This is a genomic window from Thioalkalivibrio sp. HL-Eb18, assembly GCF_000364985.1.
Classification (GTDB): Bacteria; Pseudomonadota; Gammaproteobacteria; order Ectothiorhodospirales; family Ectothiorhodospiraceae; genus Thioalkalivibrio.
On the sequence record NZ_KB822963.1, the window covers coordinates 1 to 22,814 of the forward strand.

Here is a 22,814-nt window from a genome sequence, read left to right on the forward strand (position 1 = left end):
CACGTGGACCTGCACCCCCTGATCATGAAGCCAGTACGCCAGCGGCTCGTGGTAGATGCCGGTGGCCTCCAGATACACATGGAGCCCCTCGGGGGTCTCGCCGGTGTTGCGCTCGAGCCAGTGCAGCAGCTCCCGGTACTGGTCTTGGCGGTTCGGGAACACCTTGGGCTTCACCTTGCCCGCCTCCAGATCCCGGACCCACATGCAGTCGAGCTTGTTCTTGCTAACATCAACGCCAATATGAGCCATCTCGTCCTCTCGCCTTGTCCGTACAGCCTCACCCGTCCGTCACGGAGGGGGGTCTTGGATACCGTTCAAACTTCGAGATGAGAAAGGACTCGGGGCCAATCTACAGAACAGGTTCGTGACCTCAGGAGCCTGACGGGTTACCCGAGCCCAATACGGTTCATGGTAGCGATCCGTGAACCGCAAGACACAAGGAGCCTGCTTGCAGGCGAAGCCTCTGCCCGCGTCTGGCTTTGGCGGGGGCATTCGCCTGCAAGCAGGCTCCTACGGGGGCTGAACCGCCGTTTTGTAGCAGGAGGCTCACAGCGATTTCTTGAGCATGGTGCGGCGGATATCGCCGATCGCCCGGCTGGGGTTCAGACCCTTCGGACAGACCTGGGTGCAGTTCATGATGGTGTGGCAGCGGTATAGCTTCCAGGCATCGTCCAGCTGTGCCAGGCGGTGATCGGTGGCCTCGTCGCGACTGTCCTGGATAAAGCGCGCGGCCTGCAAGAGCGCGGCCGGCCCCAGGAACTTGTCCGGGTTCCACCAGTAGGACGGGCAGGCGGCGGAACAGCAGCCGCACAGGATGCACTCGTACAGACCGTCCAGTTGGTCACGATCCTCCGGACTCTGCTTGCGCTCGACCTCGGGCTCCGGGCTGTCGTTGACCAGCCAGGGCTCGGCCTTGCGGTACTGGTCCCAGAAGTTGGCCATATCCACGATCAGGTCGCGGATCACCGGCATCCCCGGGAACGGGCGCAGCGTGACCGGCGCCTCCAGATCCGCGAGCGGCGTGATGCAGGCCAGGCCGTTCATGCCGTTGATGTTCATGCCGTCGGAGCCGCAGACCCCGTGCTGGCAGGAGCGGCGAAAGCCCAGGGAATCGTCCTGCTCCTTCAGCAACAGCAGCGCATCCAGCAGCATCATCCCCGGCTCGACCTGGTCGTCGGGCAAGGTGAACCGCTGCATCTTCGGTAGCGTGTCCGTCTCCGGGTTGAAGCGGTAGATCGAGAATTCCATCCGTCTGTTCCTTCAGCGCGTGTCGCTGCGATTCGCCGCGCGAACCGCAACCCGCGCCGCATTGCATTCCCGGCGGGCCATCAGTACACCCGCTCCTTCGGCGGGAACGAGGGCACGGTGTTCGGCTGTGTGCGCACCGGCTTGTAGTCGAGGCTGTCGTCCGCCAGCGAGTACAGGCTGTGCTTGAGCCAGTGCTGATCGTCGCGCTCGGGGAAGTCGATACGCGAATGCGCCCCGCGGCTCTCCTCGCGCCCCAGCGCAGAGCGGATGGTGGCGATCGCGCAATCCATCAGGTTCTCCAGCTCCATCGCCTCCACCCGGGCGGTGTTGAAGGTGGCCGAGTGGTCCGCGATCACCGCGTGATCCAGGCGCTCGCGCAGGGCACGGACCTTCTCCACCCCCTCGCGCATCACCTCGTCGGTTCGGAACACCGAGCAGTGGTCCTCCATCACCTTGCGCAGTTCGCGCTTCAGCGGTTCGACCTGCTCGGCGGAGCCGTCGCCCGGGTCCTTGCGGTCCCAGCGCGTCAGTCGTGCCATCGCCTGCTCCACCGCCGTCTCGTCCAGCGGCCGGTGGTAGTGGTTCTCGCGCAGGTATTCGAGGATATGGTTGGCCGCCGCACGCCCGAACACCAGGATGTCCAGCAGCGAGTTGCCACCCAGGCGGTTGGCCCCATGAACGGAGACACAGGCGGCCTCCCCGGCCGCGTACAGCCCCGGCACCGGGTCCTCCGGGGTGTCCTTGACCGGCGCGACCACCTGCCCGAAGCGGTTGGTCGGGATGCCGCCCATGCTGTAGTGGCAGGTCGGGAACACCGGGATCGGGGCCTCGATCGGGTCCACGCCGAGGAAGGTCATGCTGGTCTCGCGGATGCCCGGCAGGCGCTGCATGATCGTGTCCGCGCCCAGATGGCGCAGATCCAGCAGCACATGGTCCGCATTGCGCCCGCAGCCGCGGCCCTCGCGCACCTCGGTGGCGATGGAGCGGCTGACCACGTCGCGCGAGGCCAGGTCCTTCGCCCGCGGGGCATAGCGCTCCATGAAGCGCTCGCCCTCGGAGTTGATCAAGTAGCCGCCCTCGCCGCGTGCGCCCTCGGTAATCAGCATCCCGCGCCCGGCGATCCCCGTCGGGTGAAACTGGACAAACTCCATGTCCTCCAGCGGCACCCCGGCGCGCAGCGCCATCGCCATCCCGTCGCCGGTGTTGATCAGGGCGTTGGTCGTGGTGCGGAACAGCTGCCCCGCCCCGCCGGTGGCGATCAGCGTGGTCTTCGCCTCGATCACGATCGGCTCGCCGGTCAGGATCTCGAAGGCCAGCGCACCGAGCACGAAACCCTGTTCGTCACGCAGCAGGTCCACCGCGAAGTACTCGTCGAAAAAATGCGTGCGAGCGCGCAGATTCTGCTGGTACAGCGAGTGCAGGATCGCGTGCCCGGTCCGGTCAGCCGCCGCACAGGTACGCGCCGCCTGGGTCTGGCCAAAGTTCTGGCTCTGCCCGCCAAAGGCGCGCTGATAGATATTGCCGTTGTCCAGACGCGAGAACGGCACGCCGAAGTGATCCAGCTCGTAGACCACCTTGGATGCGGCGCGGCACATGTACTCGATCGCATCCTGATCGCCCAGATAGTCCGATCCCTTCACGGTGTCGAACATATGCCAGTGCCAGGAGTCCGGCAGTACGTTGGCCAGGGCGGCGTTCACGCCGCCCTGCGCGGCCACCGTATGCGAGCGCGTGGGAAACACCTTGGAGACCACCGCCACCTTGGCATCGCCGTTGGACAGCTGCAGCGCGGCACGCAGGCCCGCGCCGCCGGCGCCGATGATCAGCGCGTCGAATTTGCGCCGCGTCAGGTTCATGCAAGCCCCGTTCGAATCAGGAGGTAGAGGGCCCACAGGCCCAAAAGGATGAGCGCGCCCGCGCTGAGGGTCAGCACAGTCAGGCGCAGCGCCAATGGTTTCACGTAGTCGAGCACGACATCGCGCAGGCCGATCCAGGCATGCAACAGCAGCAGCACGACAAACAGTGCACTGCCCAGCAGCACAGCCGGGTGCGCGATTACCGCCACCCAGGCCGCGTGATCCACCGGCGGTGCGATCAGGAAATAGCCCAGCACCACAATCACGAACAGCCCGACATAGACGGCCGTGAGCCGCTGCAGCAACCACGCGCCCTGCCCCGACAGCAGCCTCACAGGATCAACCCCAGCCAGACGGCAAGCGTGGCGAAGATCGCGGCATACAGGGCGTCACGCGCGGTGCGCAGCGAGCCGGCCCGATCCTCCCCGATGCCGAACTCCATCAGCAGATAGCGAATCCCGGCGAACAGGTGATGCAGCAACCACCACAGGCCGATCAGCAGCAACGCCAGCCCGACCGGGTGACCGATGATGGCCGCCACCTGGGCGAACCCCTCGGGACTGGCCAGCGAGCGGTCAAGCAGCCACAACAAGACGGGGATCGACAGGATCAGAAAGATCCCGGTAATACGGTGCAGGATGGAAACCACGGCGTTCAGCGGGAGACGGATCTTGCGCAGATCCAGGAAAACGGGCCGTGCCGGAGAACTCATGCCACCCCCAAAACCGGATGATAAAAAATGTCGGGCTGACACCCTGCAAGAGGTTCGTCTACTATCGACCCGCTTGGTTCAGCCGGTCGCCCGACCTGTGTTGAGCTTACCACCTCAATCCGCCGCCGTGGGTCCTCGAGGCCGCCAGCCGACAGGGCACACGACGCGAGCGCTGTCACAGGAGCGTTTTCGATGCGCGAAGACTGGAAGAATCACCTGATCGACGCCGGGGCCGAGTTCGAGGACGACAACCTCCTGCACTACGGCAACCCCGAGCGCGAACGCCGCATGGCCATCAATGGCGAGGTGATCTGCGACCTGTCCCATCGGGGCTTGCTGGAGGTCCGCGGGGACGACGCGACCGAGTTCCTGCAGGGGCAGTTCGGCAACGACATCACCCAGGTCGATGCCAGCCACAGCCAGATTTCCAGCTATTCCAGCCCCAAAGGTCGGGCCTATGCGGTGTTCCGGGTGCTGCGCACCGCGGACAGCTATCTGCTGGAGATGCCGGCCGACCGCATCGAGGCTATCGCCAAGCGGCTGCGGATGTTCGTGCTGCGGGCCCATGTGGTGATCGAGCGCGCCGACGACTCGCACATCCACTTCGGGCTCTCCGGCCCCGACGCGGAATCCGAACTGAACAACGCCCTGGGCGCCTGCCCCGCAACCGTCGACGACGTGGTCGAGAAAGACGGCGTGACCGTCGTGCGCGTCAACGGCGTGCACCCGCGTTTCGAGCTGTTCGGCGAGCTCGAACCGATGCGCACCGCCTGGGACAAGCTGAACGTGCGCTCGGGCCCGGTGGGTCCGCGCGAGTGGGCATTGCTCGACATCCTCGCCGGGATGCCGACCGTGGTCGAGGCGACCAGCGAGATGTTCGTGCCGCAGATGCTGAACCTGCACGCGCTGGGGGCGATCAACTTCGAGAAGGGCTGCTACCCGGGACAGGAGGTGGTGGCCCGCATGCACTACCTCGGCAAGCTGAAACGGCGCATGTTCCGCCTGGCGATCCATGCCGCGGAGCCACCGCAGCCGGGCTCGCCGGTGTATCGCGCCGACGGCAACCCGGAGCAGGCGGACGGCGAGATCGTGGCCGCCGAGCTGCACCCGGACGGGCTCTACTCGGCTCTGGCGGTGGTGCAGGTGGCGGCCGCCGAGGGCGAGCTGCACTGGGGGTCACCGGATGGCCCGCGGGCGGAGGTCGTCGACCTGCCCTACGCGGTACCGGAAGGAGCCTGAGCCATGCGATTCCTGTTCTTCTTTTTCGTCCTGATCCTGCTGGCGCTGTGGGCGGCCTTCTTCAGCCGCCCCAACAACCCGACGCTGTCCAACTGGCTGTACGTGCTGGCCGGGGTCCTCGCCGTGCTGTTCCTGATCGGCTACCTGCGCCTGGACGGGGTCATATAGCGCGGGCGCGTCACGAAGAGCGCCCTGCGCTATTCGTGACCTCGGGCTACTCGTGGATGTAGTCGACGACCTCGAGCCCGAAACCGCCCAGGCCGTGGAAGCGCTTGGGCGCGGACATCAGCTTCATGCGGCCCACGCCGCAGTCCGCCAGGATCTGCGCACCAATGCCGTACATGCGCCACTCGGCCGAATTCTCGCGCCCGCCGCGCTCCTCCTGCTGAGGCTGCCCAAGCTGTTCCAGGCGCTGCGCCAGGGCCTCGGCACTCTCGTGCTTGCGCAGCACCACCACGACCCCCTCGCCCGCCTCGTCAATGCGGCGCAGGGCGTCGTCCAGCGGCCAGCCACAATCGGGGCCGGCGTAGCCGAGGGTGTCATGCAGCGTGTTCTCCAGATGCACGCGCACCAGAGTGTCCTGCTCCGGCTTCGGCTCGCCGCGCACCAGCGCAAAGTGCAATTGGTGGTCGACCTCGTCCTGGAATGACAGCAGGCGAAACTCGCCATGCGCGGTCGGGAACGGGCGCTCCGAGACGCGCTGAACGGTCTTCTCGTTCTCGATACGGTAGCGGATCAGGTCCTCGATCGTGCCCATCTTCAGGTCATGTTCGGCACAGAAGCGCTCGAGGTCCGGGCGCCGCGCCATGGTGCCGTCCTCGTTGAGGATCTCGACGATCACCGCGGCCGGCTCGGCGCCGGACAGGCGCGCGAGGTCGCAGCCGGCCTCGGTATGCCCTGCGCGCACGATCACCCCGCCCGGCTGCGCCATCAGCGGAAAGACATGCCCCGGCTGGACGATGTCGTCCGGCTGCGCGTTCGGCGCCACGGCCGTGCGGATGGTATGCGCGCGGTCATAGGCCGAGATGCCGGTGGTCACGCCCTCGGCGGCCTCGATGGACAGCGTGAAGTTGGTGCCATGCACGTCGTTGGTGTCGGTCACCATCAGCGGCAACGCGAGCTGCTTGCAGCGCTCGCGGGTCAGCGTCAGGCAGATCAGCCCGCGGCCATACTTGGCCATGAAGTTGATGTCCTCGGGGCGCACATGCGAGGCAAGCATCAGAAGATCGCCCTCGTTTTCGCGGTCCTCGTCGTCGACGATGACCACCATGCGCCCGGCCTGCAGTTCCTCGAGGATGGTTTCGGTATTGGAAAATTCCATGCGTGCCTTCGGTCGGGGGCCGTGCGCTCAGTCGCGCGGCCCGGAATGATTGGGAAAGCCCTGTGCGGCCAGCCAGGCTTCGGACAGATGGCCGGCGTCCGTGCCCGGCTCCGCCGCACGCTCGCCGAGCATCAACCGTTCCAGATAACGGGCGATCAGGTCGACCTCCAGGTTCACCGGCGTACCCACGGCGTAGACGGAGAAGCGGGTCAGCGACCAGGTGTGGGGGATGATGTTGACCTCGAATTCGGCCCCGTCGACCCGGTTCACGGTCAGGCTGGTGCCGTCGATGGTGATCGAGCCCTTCGCCGCGATGTAACGCGCCAGCGCGGCGGGGGCGCGAAAGCGCACGCGGGTGGAGCGCGCGTCCGGCTCCATCGCGATCACCTCGCCCACGCCATCGACGTGGCCCGAGACCATGTGCCCGCCGAGGCGATCGCCCAGGGCCAGCGCCCGCTCCAGGTTGACCCGGTCGCCAGGCCCCAGGGCCCCCAGTGTGGTCACGTCCAATGACTCGCGCGAGACGTCCGCAGCGAAGCCCCCGGTGGTCAGGTCAGTCACGGTAAGACACACGCCATTGACAGCGATGGAGTCACCCAAACGAGTGTCGGACAGGTCCATCCCCGGCGCATTCACGTAGAGGCGCACGTCGCCCCCACTGGGCGTCAGACGATCCAGGTTGCCAAGGGTCTCGATGATTCCGGTGAACATGGGCCTTGTTTCGGTTGCAGGCCACCCCGGGAGGGGGCGCCGCGAACCGACCATCTTAGGGAAACACTAGTGAATTCGCACCACTGGGTTACGGGTGCCGGGGCCTTGCCAGGCAAATCCCCACTAATGTGCGGTGCCCTGGCGGCGCGGGCGCGCGCGCAGGCGCAGGCTATCACCCACCCAACGGCTCTCGAGGATCTCCAGCTCCGCACGCTCGTCCATGCGCGCCAGCGGCCATTCAACCAGCGGGCGGGCGCTCGAGCCCAGCAGCAGTGGCGCCTGGTACAGCAGCCACTCGTCCACCCAGCCCCCGCGGGCCAGCGCCCCGGCCAGACCCGGTCCGGACTCCACATGCAGTTCGTTGACCTCGGCACGCGCCAGCTCCGCCAGCACCTCTCCAAGGTCCAGCCCACCGTCGGGCGAGTCGCTGGCCAGCGCGATCGGCCGCACATCGGCGCCATGCCCACGCAAGGTATCGGCTGCCGGCGAGCGTGCTGCATCCGGACCGGTCAGGATCCAGACGGGGCCGCTCTTCAGGATCTGGGCGCCGGGGGGCGTGCGCAGCCGGGCATCCAGGATCACCCTGAGCGGTTGCCGGGTGGACAGGTCCGAGTAGTGCGGGTCATCGGGAAAACCGGCCTGCGCGGCCAGCTGGTGCGGCTTCAGGCGCACGGTCAGGCGCGGGTCGTCGGCCACCACGGTACCGCTGCCGGTCAGGATCGCCCCGGCGCGCGCCCGCCACAGCTGCACGTCGCGACGCGCCGCCTCGCCGGTAATCCAGCGCGACTCGCCCGAGGCCATCGCCGTGCGGCCGTCCAGGCTCGCCGCGAGCTTGATCCGGACCCAGGGGCGTCCCTGCTCCATGCGCTGGACAAAGCCCGGGTTCAGCGCCCGCGCCTCGGCCTCGAGCACGCCGGTTTCGACCTCGATCCCGGCCGCGCGCAGCGCCTCCATGCCGCCACCACAGACTTGCGGATTGGGGTCCTGCATCGCGATCACCACCCGGGCCACGCCGGCCTGGATCAGTGCCTCGGTACAGGGGGGGGTACGGCCGTGGTGACTGCACGGCTCGAGCGTTACGTAGACGGTGGCGCCGCGCGCGGCTTCGCCGGCCGCGCGCAAGGCGTTCACTTCGGCATGTGACTCGCCGGCGCGCCAGTGCAGCCCCTCGCCGACGACCTCGCCCTCGCGCACCAGCACGCAGCCCACCCGAGGATTGGGATCGGCGCTGAAGCGGCCAAGATCGGCCAGCTCCAGCGCCCGCGCCATGTGACGCCGGTCCTCCACCGCCTGCTCGTGTCCCGGCTGTGCCATCAACTGCCCTCCTGCGAATCGCCCGGTGCGGAGGCGTCCGTGTCGGCGAGTCCCTCATCGATCAGGCGCAGCTGCGAGCGACGCATCTCCGGTGTCAGGTCATCCTCGAGGCGCTCGATGGCCTCGCGGAAGGACTGCACGCTGGCAAAGCTCAGATAGATGGAGGCAAAACGGATATAGGCCACATGGTCCAGGGCATGCAAGGCCGCCAGGACCATCTCGCCAATGCGGTCGGACTTGACCTCGGGGGCCGCCAGGGAGGCGAGCTGCCGCTTGATGTCGTCGATCACGCGTTCGACATCCTCGGTCTTCACCGGGCGCTTGTGCAACGCCCGGCGCAGACCGCTACGCAGCTTGTCCTCGTCGAACGCGACCCGTTCGCCGGAGCGCTTGACCACCCGCGGCAGGCTGAACTCCGCCCGCTCGAAGGTGGTGAAGCGCGCCCGGCACTCGCGGCACTCGCGCCGACGCCGGATCTGTTCCTGCTCCGGACCGGCCGTGCGCGAGTCGACCACACGCGTGTCCTGAGCACCACAGGCCGGGCAGCGCATGGCGAGCCGCCGCTACGTCGCGTTATTCGGCCGCGCCGTAGACCGGGAACCGACGGCAGATCTCGACGACCTTGGCGCGGGTCGCGTCGATCACCTGCTCGTTCTCGTGGTCATCCAGCACGTCGGCGATCCAGCCCGCCAGCTCGCGCGACTCGGCCTCGGTGAAGCCGCGGGTCGTGAGCGCGGCGGTGCCGATGCGGATACCGGAGGTCACGAACGGCGACTGCGGGTCGTTCGGCACCGCGTTCTTGTTGACCGTGATATTGGCGCGGCCGAGCGCGGCGTCCGCGGCCTTGCCGGTCATACCCTTGGAGACCAGGCTCAGCAGGAACAGGTGGTTGTCGGTGCCGCCGGAGACGATGTCATAGCCGCGCTCGACCAGGACCTCGGCCATCGCGCGGGCGTTGGCGATCACCTGCTTCTGGTAGGTCTTGAATTCCGGCTCCAGGGCCTCCTTGAACGCCACCGCCTTGCCGGCGATCACGTGCATCAACGGACCCCCCTGGGTGCCGGGGAAGATCAGCGACTGGAACTTCTTGTTCAGCTCCGGCTGACCCTTGGAAAGGATAAAACCGCCACGCGGCCCGCGCAGGGACTTGTGCGTGGTGGAGGTGACCACGTGGGCATGGTCGATCGGATTCGGGTATTCGCCGGCGGCGATCAGCCCGGAGACATGGGCCATGTCCACCATCAGGTAGGCGCCCACGGAATCGGCGATCTCGCGGAAGCGCTTCCAGTCGACCACGCGCGAGTAGGCGGAGAAGCCGGCGACGATCATCTTCGGCTGGTGCTCGGTGGCCAGGCGCTGGACCTCGTCGTAGTCGATCAGGCCCTCGTCGGTGATGCCGTACTGCACCGCGTTGTAGATCTTGCCGGAGAAGTTCGGCTTGGCGCCGTGGGTCAGGTGCCCGCCGGCGTCCAGGCTCATGCCGAGCACGGTGTCATGCGGCTGCAGCAGGGCCATGTACACGGCCGCGTTGGCCTGCGAGCCGGAATGCGGCTGCACGTTGGCGTAGTCGGCGCCATAGAGCTGCTTGAGTCGGTCGATGGCGAGCTGCTCGACGATGTCCACGTACTCGCAGCCACCGTAGTAGCGCTTGCCCGGATAGCCCTCGGCGTACTTGTTGGTCAGCACGGAGCCCTGGGCCTCCATCACGCGCGGGCTGGTGTAGTTCTCCGACGCGATCAGCTCGATGTGCTCTTCCTGGCGCTGCGCCTCCTTGCTGATGGCGCCCCAGAGTTCGTCGTCGTAGCCGTGGATGCTCATGTCGATCGAAAACATTCGGATCTCCCGTTTCATTACTTTCGTGGATTCGGTTTCCCGGCGCGCCGATTCACCGGCGCAGGCCTGGGAAGGGGGAAACAAAGACGCGTAATGATAGGGGATGCGGGGCTTTTTTTCAGGCGACCACGCCGGCAAGGCCCCGCCACCCGCGATTCGGCACGCCACGCAATACCGACATTATTTCCTTTTTTTCAATCGCCTAGACGAGTTTCCGTTCTTTCACGAGACCGGTGCGGTAGCGAGGCCAACCGATGCGCCCCGTACTCACCATTAGTGTCCTGTTTCTTTACACCCGATCTCGAACCGGCGTGGAAGCCGGCATACGGCCACCGCCCTCTAACCACGTGCGCACTAGGCCTGTCATCCAAATGGATGCCCAACCAGCGTCACACTTTTTTACACCCATACCCTTCGCGCCATGCTCGAGCGCATGGACATTCGCCTATCCATATGTTTTTGCGTGTGGATTCTTTGTACCGAGCCCGCATGGCACCTTTTCTGCATACCCCTGCATGCACAAGGACCGGATGGGCCGGATCCGCGCAAGCTACCCAGGGGGCTATTCCCAGGGAAGGTGCATCGAATGAAACCCATACGCATTACACCCTATTTCGCGAGTGCCGCCCTGTTGCTGGGCCTGGGCCTTTCCGGCGCCGCACAGGCTTCGTTTATTAGCTGCGAAAGCCTGGACGGGGGCCTCGAGGATCGCGTTACCAGCAACATCGGCTGCCAGGTACTCCAGCCGCTCGATGGCAATGCGAACGACCCTGTGGGCGGCGACTCAGCCAACTGGATCGTCAACACCGCCGGTGGCACGGGTTTTTTTGGTATCAGCGACTGGCAGTTCGATGGTCGCTGGGAAGACCCGCCCGACAGCAACGGCGATCCGCTGGAATTTGATCCGGCGGACCCGACACTCAACCTGGTCACCCTGAATGGCCACTCTCTGAGCGGCACCTGGACACTCGATCCGAGCTTCGTCTACGGAGACCTCCTGTTCCTGTTCAAGGACGGCGGCAACACGAACCTGGTTGGCTATCTGATGACCGGTTACAGCGGCTCCTATTCCACGCCCTTCAGCCGACCGCCGTTCCCGCTGCCGGGGGCAGGAAACGACCGCGACATCTCCCACGTCAGCATCTACTACCGCCCCGGCGGCCGTGTCCCCGAACCCCACACTCTGCTGCTATTGGGTCTGGGTCTGGGCTTGCTGGGTATCGTCGTCCGCCGCAAAGCGCGCAGGGACACGATGGCAGCCTGATCACCTCCTGCTCGGCTTCGGCATGATGGCGCCCAGGTGGCGCCATCATTGCGTTCAGGCTCCCCGATCCACAATGAATCGCTGGCCTCGACCGGACATGTCCGGTTTTTTTACATCTTGGCTATACCCCGCGACCGCCTCCTCAAAGCAATTCCCGCAAGCGGTTGTTTCAGCAGCCGAATCCCCCATCTCGTCGAACATGGCACGAAGCGTGCTGCATTCCCGCCTTGTGAGTGATGGCACTTTCGGACGATCCCCGTCCCCGCCGCATTCATGAGACACCATGGAGGGACTTTCGTCCCATGGAGATAAGCCCGATGTCATGCAAGCCTTTGCCCTCGTTCCTGGCCGGGACGTTGCTCCTGTTGACCCTGTCGCTTTCCGGGGCCACCCAGGCCGCACTTCTCGATTGCAGTGCCCTGTCCGGCAACGTCGGCGACAAGGTCAGCAACAATATCGGCTGCCAAATTTTGTCGCCTTTGGATGGTGCGGCCACCGACTCCACCACCGGGGACCCCTCCAGCTGGCTGGTAAATACCGCGGGCGATACCGGGTTCTTCGGGATCAGCGACTGGCTGTTCGACGGCCGCTGGACCTCCCCCGGGTCGAACAGCTCGACCCTCGCCAGCTTTGATGGCAATCGCCACAACGGGCAATGGAGCCTCGATTCCGAATGGGACTATGAAGACCTGCTGTTCGTGTTCAGCCATGGCAACGGCACCAACCTCGTCGGGTTCCTGATGACCGGAATGAACGGGGAATACAGCTCACCCTTTACCCAACCGCCCTTCAACTATCCGGGTGCGGCTACACGCAACATCTCGCATATCAGCGTCTATTACCGTTCGAGCGCGGTCGGCACCGTCCCCGAACCGAAGACGATGCTGCTGATGGGCCTGGGGCTCGGCCTGCTTGGGCTGATACTTCGCCGAAACCGGCTTCAGGGGTCCCGTTTTCCGGCCTAGCCGAACACACCGCGGCCCGTCGCCGCGCGCCATAAAGGGCACGCCTGTCGGGCGTGTCCTTGATCCTGCTTGAAGAGGGTCCTGCACAGGACCGCGGATATCCAAAGGCGGGGCTGCCCCCATCGTCCCCGCCCGCAGGCACAATCGACCTGAATGCGAACGTGCTATTTGATCGACGTCTCCCTAGAATCCTCGGCACTGCCGCGATTCGTTCCCGGCAATACCCCGGAGGGCGTATGAATCGATCCAGTGTGACGAGGACCGACCGGCGATGGCTGCAACGGCTGCTGCCAGTGCTCACCCTGGTCAGCCTGCTGCTGGCCACCACCACACAGGCCGAATCGCGCTTCATCAATATCGGCACCGGCGGGGTCACCGGCGTGTATTACCCGGCGGGCCAGCACCTGTGTCGTCTGTTCAACACCCGCCGCGACGAGCACGGGATGCGCTGCACGGCGGAGAGCACCGGCGGGTCCGTGTTCAATCTCAACATGATCCGGTCGGGCGACATGGACTTTGGCGTCGCGCAGTCGGACCTGCAGTACCACGCCTATCGGGGCTCCGGGCGTTTCGAGGCGTTCGGCCCCGCCCCCCATCTGCGCGCGGCGTTCAGCCTGCATGCCGAACCCCTCACCCTGGTAGTGCGACCTGACGCAGACATCGAGGGGCTGGATGACCTGCCCGGCAAACGCGTCAACATCGGCAACCCGGGCTCGGGCCAGCGCATCCTGATGGAAGAACTGATGGAGGCGCTGGGCTGGGACCAGGACACCTTTCGCCGGGTGAGCGAACTGCCCTCGCGCGAACAGGCCCAGGCGCTGTGCGACAACCGCATCGACGCCTTTGTATTCTCGGTCGGCCACCCCTCGGCCGCGATCCAGGAGCCCATCGCGACCTGCGATGCGCGGCTGGTGTCGATCGAAGGCGCGACCGTCGACCAGCTGGTCGAGGACACCCCCTATTACCTGCGCGCCGTGATCCCCGCCGGCACCTACCCGGGCCAGGGCGACGACATTCACACCTACGGTGTCGGTGCCACGCTGGTGACCTCGACCCGCACCTCGGAGCGCGCGGTCTACGAGATCACCCGCGCGGTGTTCGAGAACTTCGAGACCTTTCGCGGCCTGCATCCGGCCTTTGGCCCGCTGGAGCGCGAGACGATGGTGGACGAAGGACTATCGGCCCCCCTGCATCCGGGGGCTCAACGCTATTTCCGTGAAGCGGGGCTGATCGAATGAGCGAGACCAGGGGGACTACCGGGGAGGCCACGGAACCGGCCGACAACGCGGCCGAGACTGCTCAGGAACTGGAGTCCGGTGCGCGTCACCCGGGGCGCGGCACACGCAGCCTGATCTGGCTGACTGCAGTGGCCTGGTCGCTGTTCCAGATCTGGATCGCCTCACCCCTGGGCGACTGGCTGGATTTCTTTGTCGTCTCGGATACCGAGGCGCGCTCGATCCACCTGGCCTTTGCGGTATTCCTGGCCTACCTGCTGTTTCCGGCGATCCGCCCGGGCACGCGCCACGTGTCCTGGTCGCGCGCCATTGGCGTGACCTACGCCCTGGGCGGGCTGATCCTGATGGCGTTCGGGATCTGGCAGTTGCTGGGTCTGGAGCGCCTGGCCGAGGTCTACGTAATCATCGGACTGACCCTGCTGGTGATCGCATTGCCGCTGCTGCGCGGCCATGACCCGATCCACCACATACCGCTGACCGACTGGATGTTCGCGGCGATCGCGGCCTTCAGCGCGCTGTACCTGTACCTGTTTCATGCCGAACTGGCCGATCGCCCCGGGGCGCCCTCGGACGTCGATCTGATCGTCGCCGGGATCGGCCTGATCCTGCTGCTGGAGGCCACCCGGCGCGTACTGGGTCCGGCGCTGACGATCATCGCCGCGATCTTTTTGTTCTACACCTTCGCCGGCCCGATCATGCCGGACATCATTGCCCATCGCGGCGCCAGCTATCCCCGCGCGATGGCGCAGCAGTGGCTGTCCAACGAGGGGGTGTTCGGGATCGCGCTGGGGGTCTCGACCAGCTTCGTGTTCCTGTTCGTGCTGTTCGGCGCGCTGCTGGAGCGCGCAGGGGCAGGCGACTACTTCATCCGGGTCGCGTTCTCCCTGCTCGGGCACATGCGCGGAGGCCCGGCCAAGGCGGCCGTAATGGCCTCGGGGATGACCGGGGTGGTTTCGGGTTCGTCCATCGCCAACGTCGTCACCACCGGGACCTTCACCATCCCTCTGATGAAGCGGGTCGGCTTCAGCCCGCACAAGGCCGGGGCCGTCGAGGTGGCCAGCTCCGTGAACGGACAGCTGATGCCGCCGGTCATGGGGGCCGCCGCGTTCCTGATGGTCGAATACGTCGGCATCCCCTATGTCGAGGTCCTCAAGCACGCGATCCTGCCGGCCCTGATCGCCTATATCGCGCTGATCTACATCGTGCACCTGGAGGCCTGCAAGAACGGCATGGAGGGCCTCAAGCGCGCTACCGTCACCACCTGGCGCGGCCGCCTGATCAGCTTCGGGATCACGGTCTCCAGCCTGGTCATACTGGCGGGCGCCGTGTACTGGGGGCTTGGCTGGATCAAGGACGTGGCCGGCGACGCGGCCGCCTGGATCATCGCCGCCCTGCTGTTTACCGCCTACCTGGTGCTGTTGTGGATTGCCGCTCATGAACCGGAAGCGGCGCCACTGGATACCGAGCGTCCGCTGCCGCGCGTGCTGCCCACGGTGCTCGGCGGGCTGCACTACGTGCTGCCGCTGGTGGTACTGGTCTGGGCGCTGGTCGTGGAGCGCCTGTCGCCGGGGCTTTCGGCCTTCTGGGCCGTCGCGTTCATGATCTTCATCGTGCTGACTCAGCGGCCACTGGTCGCACTGTTCCGGCGCCAGGGCCGGCTCGCACAGGCGGCCTGGGTCGGCGTATGGGAGCTGTTCCAGGGTTTCGAGACCGGCGCACGCAACATGATCGGCATCGGTGTCGCGACCGCAGCGGCCGGGATTATCGTCGGTACCGTCGCGATGACCGGGGTCGGGCTGGTGCTGACCGACCTGGTCGACACCCTCTCTGGCGGCAACCTGCTGCTCGTGCTGTTCCTGACCGCGCTGATCAGCCTGGTGCTGGGCCTGGGACTGCCGACCACCGCGAACTACATCGTGGTCGCGACCCTGATGGCCCCGGTGATCGTGGAGCTGGGCGCCCAGAACGACATCCTGATCCCGCTGATCGCCGCGCACCTGTTCGTGTTCTACTTTGGCATCATGGCGGACGTGACACCCCCGGTGGGGCTGGCCTCGTTCGCCGGAGCGGCCGTGGCGAAGGCGGATCCGATCCGCACCGGGATACAGGCCTTCGCCTACAGCCTGCGCACCATCGCGCTGCCATTCTTCTTCATCTTCAACAGCCAGCTGCTGCTGATCGGCGTGGACAACGTGTTCCAGTTGCTGCTCGTCTTCCTCGGCTCGCTGGCCGGCGTTCTCCTGTTTACCGCGGCGACCCAGGGCTACTTCCTGACCCGGAGCCGCCGCTGGGAATCGGCGCTGTTGCTGGTCAGCGCGTTCGTGCTGCTGGCCCCGACCGTACTGATGGATCGGGTAACAGAGCCCTATGAGCGAATACCAGCCGAACAGCTGTTCGAGGTCGTCGAGACCATCCCGGATCGCGAATCCCTGCGGGTGGAGGCCACCGGTATCGACCTGGAGGGCCGTGAGATCACCCGCACCGTGATGTTCCCGCTGGGCGACCCGGATCTGGAGCCGCGCGAACGCCTGTCCGATGCCGGCCTCGACGTCTCCTTTGACGAAGACGCGGAAAAGGCCCGCATCCAGACGGTTGCTTTTGGCAGTCCGGCCGGCCGGGTAGGCTTGGAAGGCGGCTGGACGATCACCAGCGTGCTCGTGGAGACCGACCGTCCCAGCCCCTACTGGTGGTACCTCCCGGGTCTCCTGCCGGCGCTGCTGGTGGCCTGGAACCAGCGCCGCCGCGAGCCGCCCTCCGGGCCGACCGCGGCGGCACCAGCGCTCAGCGCCTGACGATCCACGCGACAGGAGAACGGTACTATGGAACAACCCAAATACGGCTTTAACGTGATTCTGAGCGTCCCGATGGATACGGCTATCGAGCGCACGACGGCGGCCCTCGGCGAGGAGGGCTTCGGCATCCTCAGCGAGATCGATGTAGCCGCCGCCTTCAAGAAGAAGCTGGATCTCGATCATCGTCCCTACCGCATCCTCGGCGCGTGCAACCCGCATCTCGCGCGTCATGCCATTGAGGCCGATCCCAACATCGGGCTGCTGTTGCCCTGCAACGTCCTGGTGCAGGACAACCAGGACGGGACCTGCACCGTCGGTTTCATGGACCCGGTCGCGGTGATGGCCCTGGTGGACAAACCGGGCGTCGAGGCCCTTGCCAGCGATGTCCGGGAACGCCTCGAACGGGTCCGCCAGGCACTGGAAGCCGGCTGAGCCTGCCGCCCGGTGAGAGACACCAAAGACCATGCCGCGCCGCTCGCGGAGGCGATCCGCGAGGCCAGCGTGGCAGGGAACCGAATCGCCCTGCGCGGCGGTCGCCAGCATGGTGATCAGAGCTTCCCCGACGGCATCCCCACCGGCGTACTCCAGCTGGAGAGCCACGAACATCGGGGGATCGTGACCCTGGAGCCGAGCGAACTGGTCGTCACCGTGCGCAGCGGCACCCCCGTGGTCACCCTGGACCAGGCCCTGGACGAGGTCGGCATGATGCTCCCCTTCGAACCCGCGCTGGGCGCCCCCGAAGCCACCGTCGGTGGCATGGTCGCACTGGGCATGTCGGGACCGCGCCGCCCGTGGGCCGCCGCACTGCGCGACGCCGTGCTCGGCACCCGGGTCGTGAATGGACGCGGCGACATCCTGCAGTTCGGCGGCCAGGTCATGAAGAACGTCGCCGGCTTCGATGTCTCGCGCCTGATGTGTGGCAGCCTGGGCGGTCTCGGGCTGATCCTGGAGACCAGCTTCAAATTGTTGCCGCGACCGGCCTGCGAGCGCTACCTGCAGCGCGAGGATGATACTGAATCGTTCATCGCGCGCTGCAGCGCCTGGGGCCGCACCGGGTGGCCATTCTCGGGCATCGCCTGGCACGACGGCGTCACCCATATCCGTCTTGGCGGCGGCGAGGAAGCGGTGGACGAGGCCATCCAGCGTATCGACGCCGAACCGGGCGACCCGGCCCGGGGCTTCTGGAGCGCACTGAGGGACCGCAGCCTGCCCCTGTTCACGGACGAACTGGCCGCCGGGGCCCGGCTGTGGCGGATCAGCCTGCCACCGGCGACGGAACCGCTCGCGCTGTCCGGCGAGTGGCTGCTGAACTGGGGCGGCGCGGAGCGCTGGCTGCGCACGACGGAACATCCCGAGACCGTGCGCCGCGCCGTAACCGACGCCGGCGGGCACGCCCGCCTGTGGCTCGGCGACGCCCCGGGCGTGTCCCGCCTGCACCCGCGCGGGGAGGCGCTGGAGGCCCTGGAAGGCCGCCTGCGCGAGGCCCTGGACCCGGACGGCGTCTTCTTCGCCCCCCTGCTGCCGAACCCCCGTTCCCGCCGGCCGCGCACGACCTGAGCCATGGAGACCCGGCTGCACGAACGCTTCGCGAACGATCCGGCCGCGCGCATTGCGGAGGATGCGCTGCGCGCCTGCGTGCACTGCGGCTTCTGCAACGCGACCTGCCCGACCTACCAGGAGCTGGGCGACGAGGTCGACGGCCCGCGCGGGCGCATCTACCAGATCAAGGAAATCCTCGAATCCGGCGAGTCGAACCCCACCGCGCGCACCCACCTGGACCGCTGCCTGACCTGCCTCAACTGCATGACCACCTGCCCCTCGGGCGTGGACTACAACCACCTGGTCGCCTATGGCCGGGAGGTGATCGAGCAGGACCTCGATCGCAACTGGCGCGAGCGGACCCTGCGCGGCCTGCTGGCCCGCACCCTGCCCGCGCGCTGGCCGTTCCGCCTGGCCCTGGGGCTGGGGCGCATGGTCCGCCCCGCCCTGCCGGCGACCCTGCGCCGCCGAGTACCCGAACGGCAGGACGCCAGGAAAGCCCCGCAACCGACCCCTTCGCAAGCACTGGAGGGTTTTTCCCACGGGCGCATCCTGCTGCTGGCTGGCTGCGTGCACGACGCGATTGACGCACGCACCAACGCCGCGCTGAAGAACCTGCTGGGACGCCTCGGCGTCGAGGTCGTGGAAACCAGCGAGGCCCGTTGCTGCGGCGCGGTCGAGCATCACCTGGCCTTCGAGGAGCGCGCGCGGAGCCGGGTGCGGGCCAACCTCGACGCCTGGCAGCCCATGCTCGAACAGGGGGTGGACGCCGTGGTCAGCACCGCCAGCGGCTGCGGCGTCATGCTGCGCGACTACGGGCACCTGCTGGCCGGGGACCCCGGCTACGCGGAACGCGCACGCACCGTTTCCGAGCGCGTACGCGACCCGGTGGAGTTGTTCACCCCGAGCGCCATCCAGAGGCTGGGCATTCGCGCGCCTCAAGGCCACGACCCGATCGCCTGGCACGCCCCCTGCACCCTGCAGCATGGCCAGCGCCTGGCCGGGCGCGTAGAACCGCTTCTGCAGGCGGCAGGCTTCGAACTGACACCCACAGCCGAACCTCACCTGTGCTGCGGCTCGGCAGGGACCTACTCGATCACCCAGCCGGCGATGGCCGCACGCTTGCGTACACGCAAACTGGACAACCTGGAAGCCCAGAGGCCCGCGCGCATCGTGACCGCCAACGTCGGCTGCCAGACGCATCTCCAGTCCGGGACGGACACCCCGGTCGAGCACTGGCTGACGCTGCTCGAACGCCACTGCCCGGCAACTCCCGTCGGTGCGTAGGGGCGCTTGCCCGGGCCCGTACGGCACACTAGATTCCCCCTTTTCCAATCCGGTAGACGCATCCATGCAGGCAAAATCCTTTCTCCCCCCGCAGCGCACCCTGATGGGCCCCGGCCCCTCCGACGTGAACCCGCGCGTGCTGAGCGCGATGAGCCGCCCGATCATCGGCCATCTGGACCCGGTGTTCGTCGGCATGATGGAGGAGATGAAAGGTCTGCTGCAGTACGCATTCCAGACCGAAAATGCCCTGACCCTGCCGGTCTCCGCGCCCGGATCCGCCGGCATGGAGACCTGCTTCGCCAACCTGGTGGAACCGGGCGACAAGGCGATCGTCTGCATCAACGGCGTGTTCGGCACGCGCATGAAAGAGAACGTCGAGCGCTGCGGCGGCACCGCGGTGGTGGTCGAGGATGACTGGGGTGCCCCGGTCTCCCCGGGCAAGGTCGAAGACGCGCTGAAGGGCAACCCGGACGCGAAGATCCTGGCCTTCGTGCATGCCGAGACCTCCACCGGCGCCTGCTCGGATGTCGAGACCCTGTGCCGTCTGGCGCGCGAGCACGACTGCCTGACCATCGTGGACGCGGTCACCAGCCTGGGCGGCAGCCCGCTGAAGGTCGACGACTGGGGCGTGGACGCCATCTATTCCGGCAGCCAGAAGTGCCTGTCCTGCACCCCGGGCCTTTCGCCGGTCAGCTTCTCCGAGCGCGCGGTCGAGCGCATCCAGGCGCGCAGCCACAAGGTGCAGAGCTGGTTCCTCGACCTGAATCTGGTGATGGGCTACTGGGGTGGCGGCGGCAAGCGCGCCTACCATCACACCGCGCCAATCAACGCCCTGTACGCCCTGCACGAGTCGCTGGTGATCCTGGCCGAAGAGGGACTGGAGAACAGCTGGAACCGTCATGCCCGCCACCACGCCGCCCTGCGCGCGGGCCTCGAGGCGATGGGTCTGACCTTCCTGGTCGACGAGGCCCACCGACTGCCGCAACTCAACGCCGTGCATGTCCCCGCAGGCGTGGACGAGGCCGCCGTGCGTGCGGAACTGCTGGAGCGCTACAACCTCGAGATCGGCGCCGGGCTCGGCCCCTATGCCGGCAAGGTCTGGCGCATCGGCCTGATGGGTCATGGCGCCAACGAACGCAACGTCTCGCTGTGCCTGTCCGCGCTGGAGGCCGTGCTGGCCGACATGGGCGCGGTCAAGCCGGGACAGGCCCTCGCCGCTGCCCGCGCCCGCTACAAGCAATCGTAGCGCCGAACGGCCTGACTCGATGACGAATCCGAGCCGATAACGAAACCTGCGGGAGACACAACATGACGCTTTCCGAACTGCTGCAGTACCTGGACGAGAACATGGACGGGGTCTTCCTGGACGGCGACCCCGCCGCCACGCTGGACAAGGCACGCGAAGGCTCGCACCGCAACCCGATCGCCTCCGAGGTGCTGGTGGCGTTGATGGACGGTGCCGGCGCCGACCGCCCGGACACCACCCTGGAGCGCGCCGAGGCGGTCAAGGCCATCGGCCCAGTAAGGCTGAAATACATGGCCGACGATGCCCCGGTCGAGGGCTTCCGCCTGGTGGAGAAGACCATCGTCACCATCGACGCCGCCTACAACGACGAGGCCCTCTCCTCGCGCGGCTGACCCCCTCGCCCACCGCGCCACACCCCGAGGACCGCGCAGTGGCTATCCGGGGTGCTGGCGACAGCCTACTCACAAGGGGCGGGGTCAACTCAAACCAGACCGGCCAGTGCCAGCACCGCTCCGGCCATGCTGGCCCCGATTAGCGCCCCCATTGCGACATCGCTGGGATAGTGCAGCGCCAGCACCAGGCGCGAGGCGGCAACCAGGGTGGCGAACGGCACCACCAGCCAGGCCCAGACGGGGAACCATGCTACCAGCACGACCGTGAATCCCACCGCATGCATGGTGTGGCCGGAGGGGAAGCTGAACTCGTCCAGTGGATCCACCGTGCGGGTGAACGGACGGCCGCGGTTGCACGGTCGCGGTCGGCTCGTACGGCGCTTCAGCCACTTGTACAGCGGTAATGACGCCAGCCCCACCACGGCCATCTGCAGGCTGACCCAGGCGGCCTCGGGACCGTGGAGCAGCGGTAGCAGGAGCATCAGCCCGTACCAGACGACCCCGTCTCCCAGCCGGCTGATCAGTCCGAAGAAGCGGCTGACCGCCCACTGACGATTGACCTGATTGCACAGCTGGCAGATCGCCAGCTCCGCCTCATCCATGCGCCGAGGCATGCGCATCACGGGCCTCCGTCTGCACCAGTTGCACCAGGACCGACTCGAAGCCGCCGATCACCTCGGACCAGTCCAGCGTGGACGCATGTTCCCGCGCTCGCGCGCCGAGCAGCGGCCACTGCTCGGGATGGTCGGCGAGCTCGCGTGCCGCGCGCACGAAGGCCTGCTCGTCGACCCGGCGGGCGCCGGTCAGCGAAACGCGGACACCCGAGACGCCATCGACCAGGTGCTCGTGGGCGGCGGCCGTATCGAACGCGAGCACCGGCAGACCGCTGGCCATGGCCTCGATCACCACGTTGCCGAAGGTCTCGGAGGTCGACGGGAACAGGAACAGGTCTGCGCTGGCGTAGTGCTGCGCCAGGGCCTGCCCGGTCTGCTGCCCGGCGAAAATGACATCCGGATGCGCACGCGCCAGGCGCTCCCGCTGGGGGCCGTCCCCCACCAGCACAAGCCGCGCATCGGGACGGGCTGCCTGGATGGCGCGGAAGGCGGCGATCACCAGATCCAGGTTTTTCTCCGCGGCCAGGCGTCCGACATGGATCACGACGGGCACCGGGCCACTCGCACCCCACTGCCCCCGCAGCGTCCGGGAACGGCGCGCGGGAGTGAAACGCCGGGTATCCACCCCTCGCGCCAGCACCCCCACCCGCAGGAACCCCTGTTCCCGAAGCTCCTCGGCCAGCGCGCGGGTGGGTACCAGGGTGGCGCCGCAACGGTTGTGAAACCGCCGCAACAGACGCCGCACCGGGAGGGTCAGCAGTCCCAGCCCGTAGTGGCGGGCATAGCCATCGAAGCGAGTGTGAAAACCCGAGGCCACCGGGATGCCGAGCTGCCTGGCCACCGCCAGCGCGGCATGCCCGAGGGGTCCTTCGGTGGCGATGTACGCGACATCCGGGTGTGAGTGCCGCCACAGGCGGCGCAACCGGCGCGTGGAGGGCAAACCCATCCGCAGCCCCCGGTAGCCGGGGATCGCGATACCGGGGAGCGTGACATCCTCGGGGCTCATTGCATGCCGGGGCCCCGCGACGGGCCGATCCAGCACCTGCCGCGGGCGAATCACCTGTACTCGGTGGCCGCGTTCCCGCAGCCCCTCGGTCAGCCGCTCGAGGGTATGCGCCACACCATTGACTTCGGGTGGCCAGGTCTCGGTCACGAGGGCCACGTTCAAACGGCCCGCGCTCAAACGCTCCGAATTCGGGCCACGCGATGCAAGAACTAACGGGGCGGGCATCGTCGCGGCCTCCAT

The 22,814-nt window shown here is 67.0% G+C and carries 23 protein-coding genes; 11 read left to right on the top strand and 12 right to left on the bottom strand.

The window, feature by feature from the left end; all coding sequences use genetic code 11:
• From F813_RS0103945 to sdhC, 5 genes are all read right to left on the bottom strand, one after another.
• A partial coding sequence (locus F813_RS0103945) for a transposase (protein WP_155995110.1) occupies window positions 1-249 on the bottom strand: 249 nt, incomplete at its 3' end.
• A gap of 297 nt (window positions 250-546) precedes the next feature.
• Window positions 547-1,248, bottom strand: coding sequence for a succinate dehydrogenase iron-sulfur subunit (locus F813_RS0103950; RefSeq protein ID WP_017925651.1), 702 nt, complete (start codon window positions 1,246-1,248; stop codon window positions 547-549).
• Window positions 1,249-1,328: 80 nt separating this feature from the next.
• Window positions 1,329-3,104 carry a succinate dehydrogenase flavoprotein subunit gene (gene sdhA, locus F813_RS0103955; RefSeq protein ID WP_017925652.1) on the bottom strand — a complete coding sequence of 592 codons (1,776 nt, stop codon included), beginning with the start codon at window positions 3,102-3,104 and terminating at the stop codon, window positions 1,329-1,331.
• Entirely contained in the window at window positions 3,101-3,439 is a 339-nt protein-coding gene (gene sdhD, locus F813_RS0103960) for a succinate dehydrogenase, hydrophobic membrane anchor protein (protein WP_017925653.1), read from the bottom strand. Before sdhD ends, sdhA begins: the two co-directional genes overlap by 4 nt.
• Entirely contained in the window at window positions 3,436-3,816 is a 381-nt protein-coding gene (gene sdhC / locus F813_RS0103965) for a succinate dehydrogenase, cytochrome b556 subunit (RefSeq protein WP_017925654.1), read from the bottom strand. The genes sdhD and sdhC overlap by 4 nt, the downstream gene beginning before the upstream one ends.
• A 192-nt stretch (window positions 3,817-4,008) precedes the next feature.
• Here sdhC and F813_RS0103970 point away from each other — a divergent pair, with 192 nt between their 5' ends.
• Window positions 4,009-5,055, top strand: coding sequence for a folate-binding protein YgfZ (locus F813_RS0103970; protein ID WP_017925655.1), 1,047 nt, complete (start codon window positions 4,009-4,011; stop codon window positions 5,053-5,055).
• A 3-nt stretch (window positions 5,056-5,058) separates the two neighbouring features.
• Window positions 5,059-5,223, top strand: a complete 165-nt coding sequence (locus tag F813_RS14405) for a hypothetical protein (RefSeq protein WP_012983248.1) — start codon at window positions 5,059-5,061, stop codon at window positions 5,221-5,223.
• A gap of 46 nt (window positions 5,224-5,269) precedes the next feature.
• On the opposite strand, the gene ribBA is transcribed toward F813_RS14405, so the two are convergent.
• The 5 genes from ribBA to glyA all read right to left on the bottom strand — a co-directional run bounded on the left by ribBA (window position 5,270) and on the right by glyA (window position 10,234).
• Window positions 5,270-6,376 (bottom strand): bifunctional 3,4-dihydroxy-2-butanone-4-phosphate synthase/GTP cyclohydrolase II, encoded by a 1,107-nt coding sequence (gene ribBA, locus F813_RS0103980; protein WP_017925656.1) that lies wholly within the window; start codon window positions 6,374-6,376, stop codon window positions 5,270-5,272.
• A gap of 27 nt (window positions 6,377-6,403) precedes the next feature.
• Window positions 6,404-7,087: a riboflavin synthase gene (locus F813_RS0103985; RefSeq protein WP_012983250.1), complete on the bottom strand. Its 684-nt coding sequence runs from the start codon at window positions 7,085-7,087 to the stop codon at window positions 6,404-6,406.
• Between the two features lie 123 nt (window positions 7,088-7,210).
• Entirely contained in the window at window positions 7,211-8,401 is a 1,191-nt protein-coding gene (gene ribD / locus F813_RS0103990; RefSeq protein WP_012983251.1) for a bifunctional diaminohydroxyphosphoribosylaminopyrimidine deaminase/5-amino-6-(5-phosphoribosylamino)uracil reductase RibD, read from the bottom strand.
• On the bottom strand, window positions 8,401-8,952 hold the full coding sequence (gene nrdR / locus F813_RS0103995; protein ID WP_012983252.1) for a transcriptional regulator NrdR: 552 nt from the start codon (window positions 8,950-8,952) through the stop codon (window positions 8,401-8,403). The genes ribD and nrdR overlap by 1 nt, the downstream gene beginning before the upstream one ends.
• A 22-nt stretch (window positions 8,953-8,974) precedes the next feature.
• Window positions 8,975-10,234 carry a serine hydroxymethyltransferase gene (gene glyA, locus F813_RS0104000; protein WP_012983253.1) on the bottom strand — a complete coding sequence of 420 codons (1,260 nt, stop codon included), beginning with the start codon at window positions 10,232-10,234 and terminating at the stop codon, window positions 8,975-8,977.
• A 586-nt stretch (window positions 10,235-10,820) separates the two neighbouring features.
• On the opposite strand from glyA, the gene F813_RS0104005 reads away from it, so the two are divergent.
• The 9 genes from F813_RS0104005 to F813_RS0104045 all read left to right on the top strand — a co-directional run bounded on the left by F813_RS0104005 (window position 10,821) and on the right by F813_RS0104045 (window position 20,954).
• On the top strand, window positions 10,821-11,498 hold the full coding sequence (locus F813_RS0104005) for a PEP-CTERM sorting domain-containing protein (protein WP_012983254.1): 678 nt from the start codon (window positions 10,821-10,823) through the stop codon (window positions 11,496-11,498).
• 332 nt (window positions 11,499-11,830) lie between these two features.
• A complete protein-coding gene (locus F813_RS0104010) occupies window positions 11,831-12,463 on the top strand; it encodes a PEP-CTERM sorting domain-containing protein (protein ID WP_017925658.1) in 633 nt (210 codons plus the stop codon).
• A 236-nt stretch (window positions 12,464-12,699) separates the two neighbouring features.
• The gene (locus F813_RS0104015) at window positions 12,700-13,701 is read left to right on the top strand and encodes a TAXI family TRAP transporter solute-binding subunit (protein ID WP_012983256.1); all 1,002 of its coding nucleotides are present in this window, start codon (window positions 12,700-12,702) and stop codon (window positions 13,699-13,701) included.
• On the top strand, window positions 13,698-16,490 hold the full coding sequence (locus F813_RS0104020; protein WP_017925659.1) for a TRAP transporter permease: 2,793 nt from the start codon (window positions 13,698-13,700) through the stop codon (window positions 16,488-16,490). Before F813_RS0104015 ends, F813_RS0104020 begins: the two co-directional genes overlap by 4 nt.
• Window positions 16,491-16,517: 27 nt before the next feature.
• The gene (locus F813_RS0104025) at window positions 16,518-16,922 is read left to right on the top strand and encodes a DUF302 domain-containing protein (RefSeq protein ID WP_012983258.1); all 405 of its coding nucleotides are present in this window, start codon (window positions 16,518-16,520) and stop codon (window positions 16,920-16,922) included.
• 12 nt (window positions 16,923-16,934) lie between these two features.
• A complete protein-coding gene (gene glcE, locus F813_RS0104030) occupies window positions 16,935-18,047 on the top strand; it encodes a glycolate oxidase subunit GlcE (protein WP_012983259.1) in 1,113 nt (370 codons plus the stop codon).
• A gap of 3 nt (window positions 18,048-18,050) precedes the next feature.
• Window positions 18,051-19,316 (top strand): glycolate oxidase subunit GlcF, encoded by a 1,266-nt coding sequence (glcF, locus tag F813_RS0104035; RefSeq protein ID WP_017925660.1) that lies wholly within the window; start codon window positions 18,051-18,053, stop codon window positions 19,314-19,316.
• A 64-nt stretch (window positions 19,317-19,380) separates the two neighbouring features.
• Window positions 19,381-20,562: an alanine--glyoxylate aminotransferase family protein gene (locus F813_RS0104040; RefSeq protein WP_026148133.1), complete on the top strand. Its 1,182-nt coding sequence runs from the start codon at window positions 19,381-19,383 to the stop codon at window positions 20,560-20,562.
• Between the two features lie 62 nt (window positions 20,563-20,624).
• Window positions 20,625-20,954, top strand: coding sequence for a hypothetical protein (locus tag F813_RS0104045; protein ID WP_017925662.1), 330 nt, complete (start codon window positions 20,625-20,627; stop codon window positions 20,952-20,954).
• Window positions 20,955-21,043: 89 nt separating this feature from the next.
• Here the strand turns inward: F813_RS0104045 and F813_RS0104050 are convergent, their stop codons facing one another.
• Together F813_RS0104050 and F813_RS0104055 are read right to left on the bottom strand one after the other, a co-directional pair.
• The gene (locus F813_RS0104050) at window positions 21,044-21,574 is read right to left on the bottom strand and encodes a phosphatase PAP2 family protein (RefSeq protein ID WP_017925663.1); all 531 of its coding nucleotides are present in this window, start codon (window positions 21,572-21,574) and stop codon (window positions 21,044-21,046) included.
• Entirely contained in the window at window positions 21,549-22,736 is a 1,188-nt protein-coding gene (locus F813_RS0104055; protein WP_017925664.1) for a glycosyltransferase family 1 protein, read from the bottom strand. Before F813_RS0104055 ends, F813_RS0104050 begins: the two co-directional genes overlap by 26 nt.
• Window positions 22,737-22,814 lie beyond the last annotated feature (78 nt).

What these genes read in the sequence shown, in the direction of transcription:
- ribBA (WP_017925656.1), bottom strand. Translation starts at nt 6,376, where the DNA reads ATGGAATTTTCCAATACCGAAACCATCCTCGAGGAACTGCAGGCCGGG.
- nrdR (WP_012983252.1), bottom strand. Translation starts at nt 8,952, where the DNA reads ATGCGCTGCCCGGCCTGTGGTGCTCAGGACACGCGTGTGGTCGACTCG.
- glyA (WP_012983253.1), bottom strand. Translation starts at nt 10,234, where the DNA reads ATGTTTTCGATCGACATGAGCATCCACGGCTACGACGACGAACTCTGG.
- F813_RS0103985 (WP_012983250.1), bottom strand. Translation starts at nt 7,087, where the DNA reads ATGTTCACCGGAATCATCGAGACCCTTGGCAACCTGGATCGTCTGACG.
- F813_RS14405 (WP_012983248.1), top strand. Translation starts at nt 5,059, where the DNA reads ATGCGATTCCTGTTCTTCTTTTTCGTCCTGATCCTGCTGGCGCTGTGG.
- F813_RS0103950 (WP_017925651.1), bottom strand. Translation starts at nt 1,248, where the DNA reads ATGGAATTCTCGATCTACCGCTTCAACCCGGAGACGGACACGCTACCG.
- F813_RS0104005 (WP_012983254.1), top strand. Translation starts at nt 10,821, where the DNA reads ATGAAACCCATACGCATTACACCCTATTTCGCGAGTGCCGCCCTGTTG.
- F813_RS0104015 (WP_012983256.1), top strand. Translation starts at nt 12,700, where the DNA reads ATGAATCGATCCAGTGTGACGAGGACCGACCGGCGATGGCTGCAACGG.
- F813_RS0103970 (WP_017925655.1), top strand. Translation starts at nt 4,009, where the DNA reads ATGCGCGAAGACTGGAAGAATCACCTGATCGACGCCGGGGCCGAGTTC.
- sdhC (WP_017925654.1), bottom strand. Translation starts at nt 3,816, where the DNA reads ATGAGTTCTCCGGCACGGCCCGTTTTCCTGGATCTGCGCAAGATCCGT.
- F813_RS0104040 (WP_026148133.1), top strand. Translation starts at nt 19,381, where the DNA reads ATGCAGGCAAAATCCTTTCTCCCCCCGCAGCGCACCCTGATGGGCCCC.
- F813_RS0104050 (WP_017925663.1), bottom strand. Translation starts at nt 21,574, where the DNA reads ATGCGCATGCCTCGGCGCATGGATGAGGCGGAGCTGGCGATCTGCCAG.
- glcF (WP_017925660.1), top strand. Translation starts at nt 18,051, where the DNA reads ATGGAGACCCGGCTGCACGAACGCTTCGCGAACGATCCGGCCGCGCGC.
- sdhA (WP_017925652.1), bottom strand. Translation starts at nt 3,104, where the DNA reads ATGAACCTGACGCGGCGCAAATTCGACGCGCTGATCATCGGCGCCGGC.
- ribD (WP_012983251.1), bottom strand. Translation starts at nt 8,401, where the DNA reads ATGGCACAGCCGGGACACGAGCAGGCGGTGGAGGACCGGCGTCACATG.
- F813_RS0104045 (WP_017925662.1), top strand. Translation starts at nt 20,625, where the DNA reads ATGACGCTTTCCGAACTGCTGCAGTACCTGGACGAGAACATGGACGGG.
- F813_RS0104025 (WP_012983258.1), top strand. Translation starts at nt 16,518, where the DNA reads ATGGAACAACCCAAATACGGCTTTAACGTGATTCTGAGCGTCCCGATG.
- F813_RS0104020 (WP_017925659.1), top strand. Translation starts at nt 13,698, where the DNA reads ATGAGCGAGACCAGGGGGACTACCGGGGAGGCCACGGAACCGGCCGAC.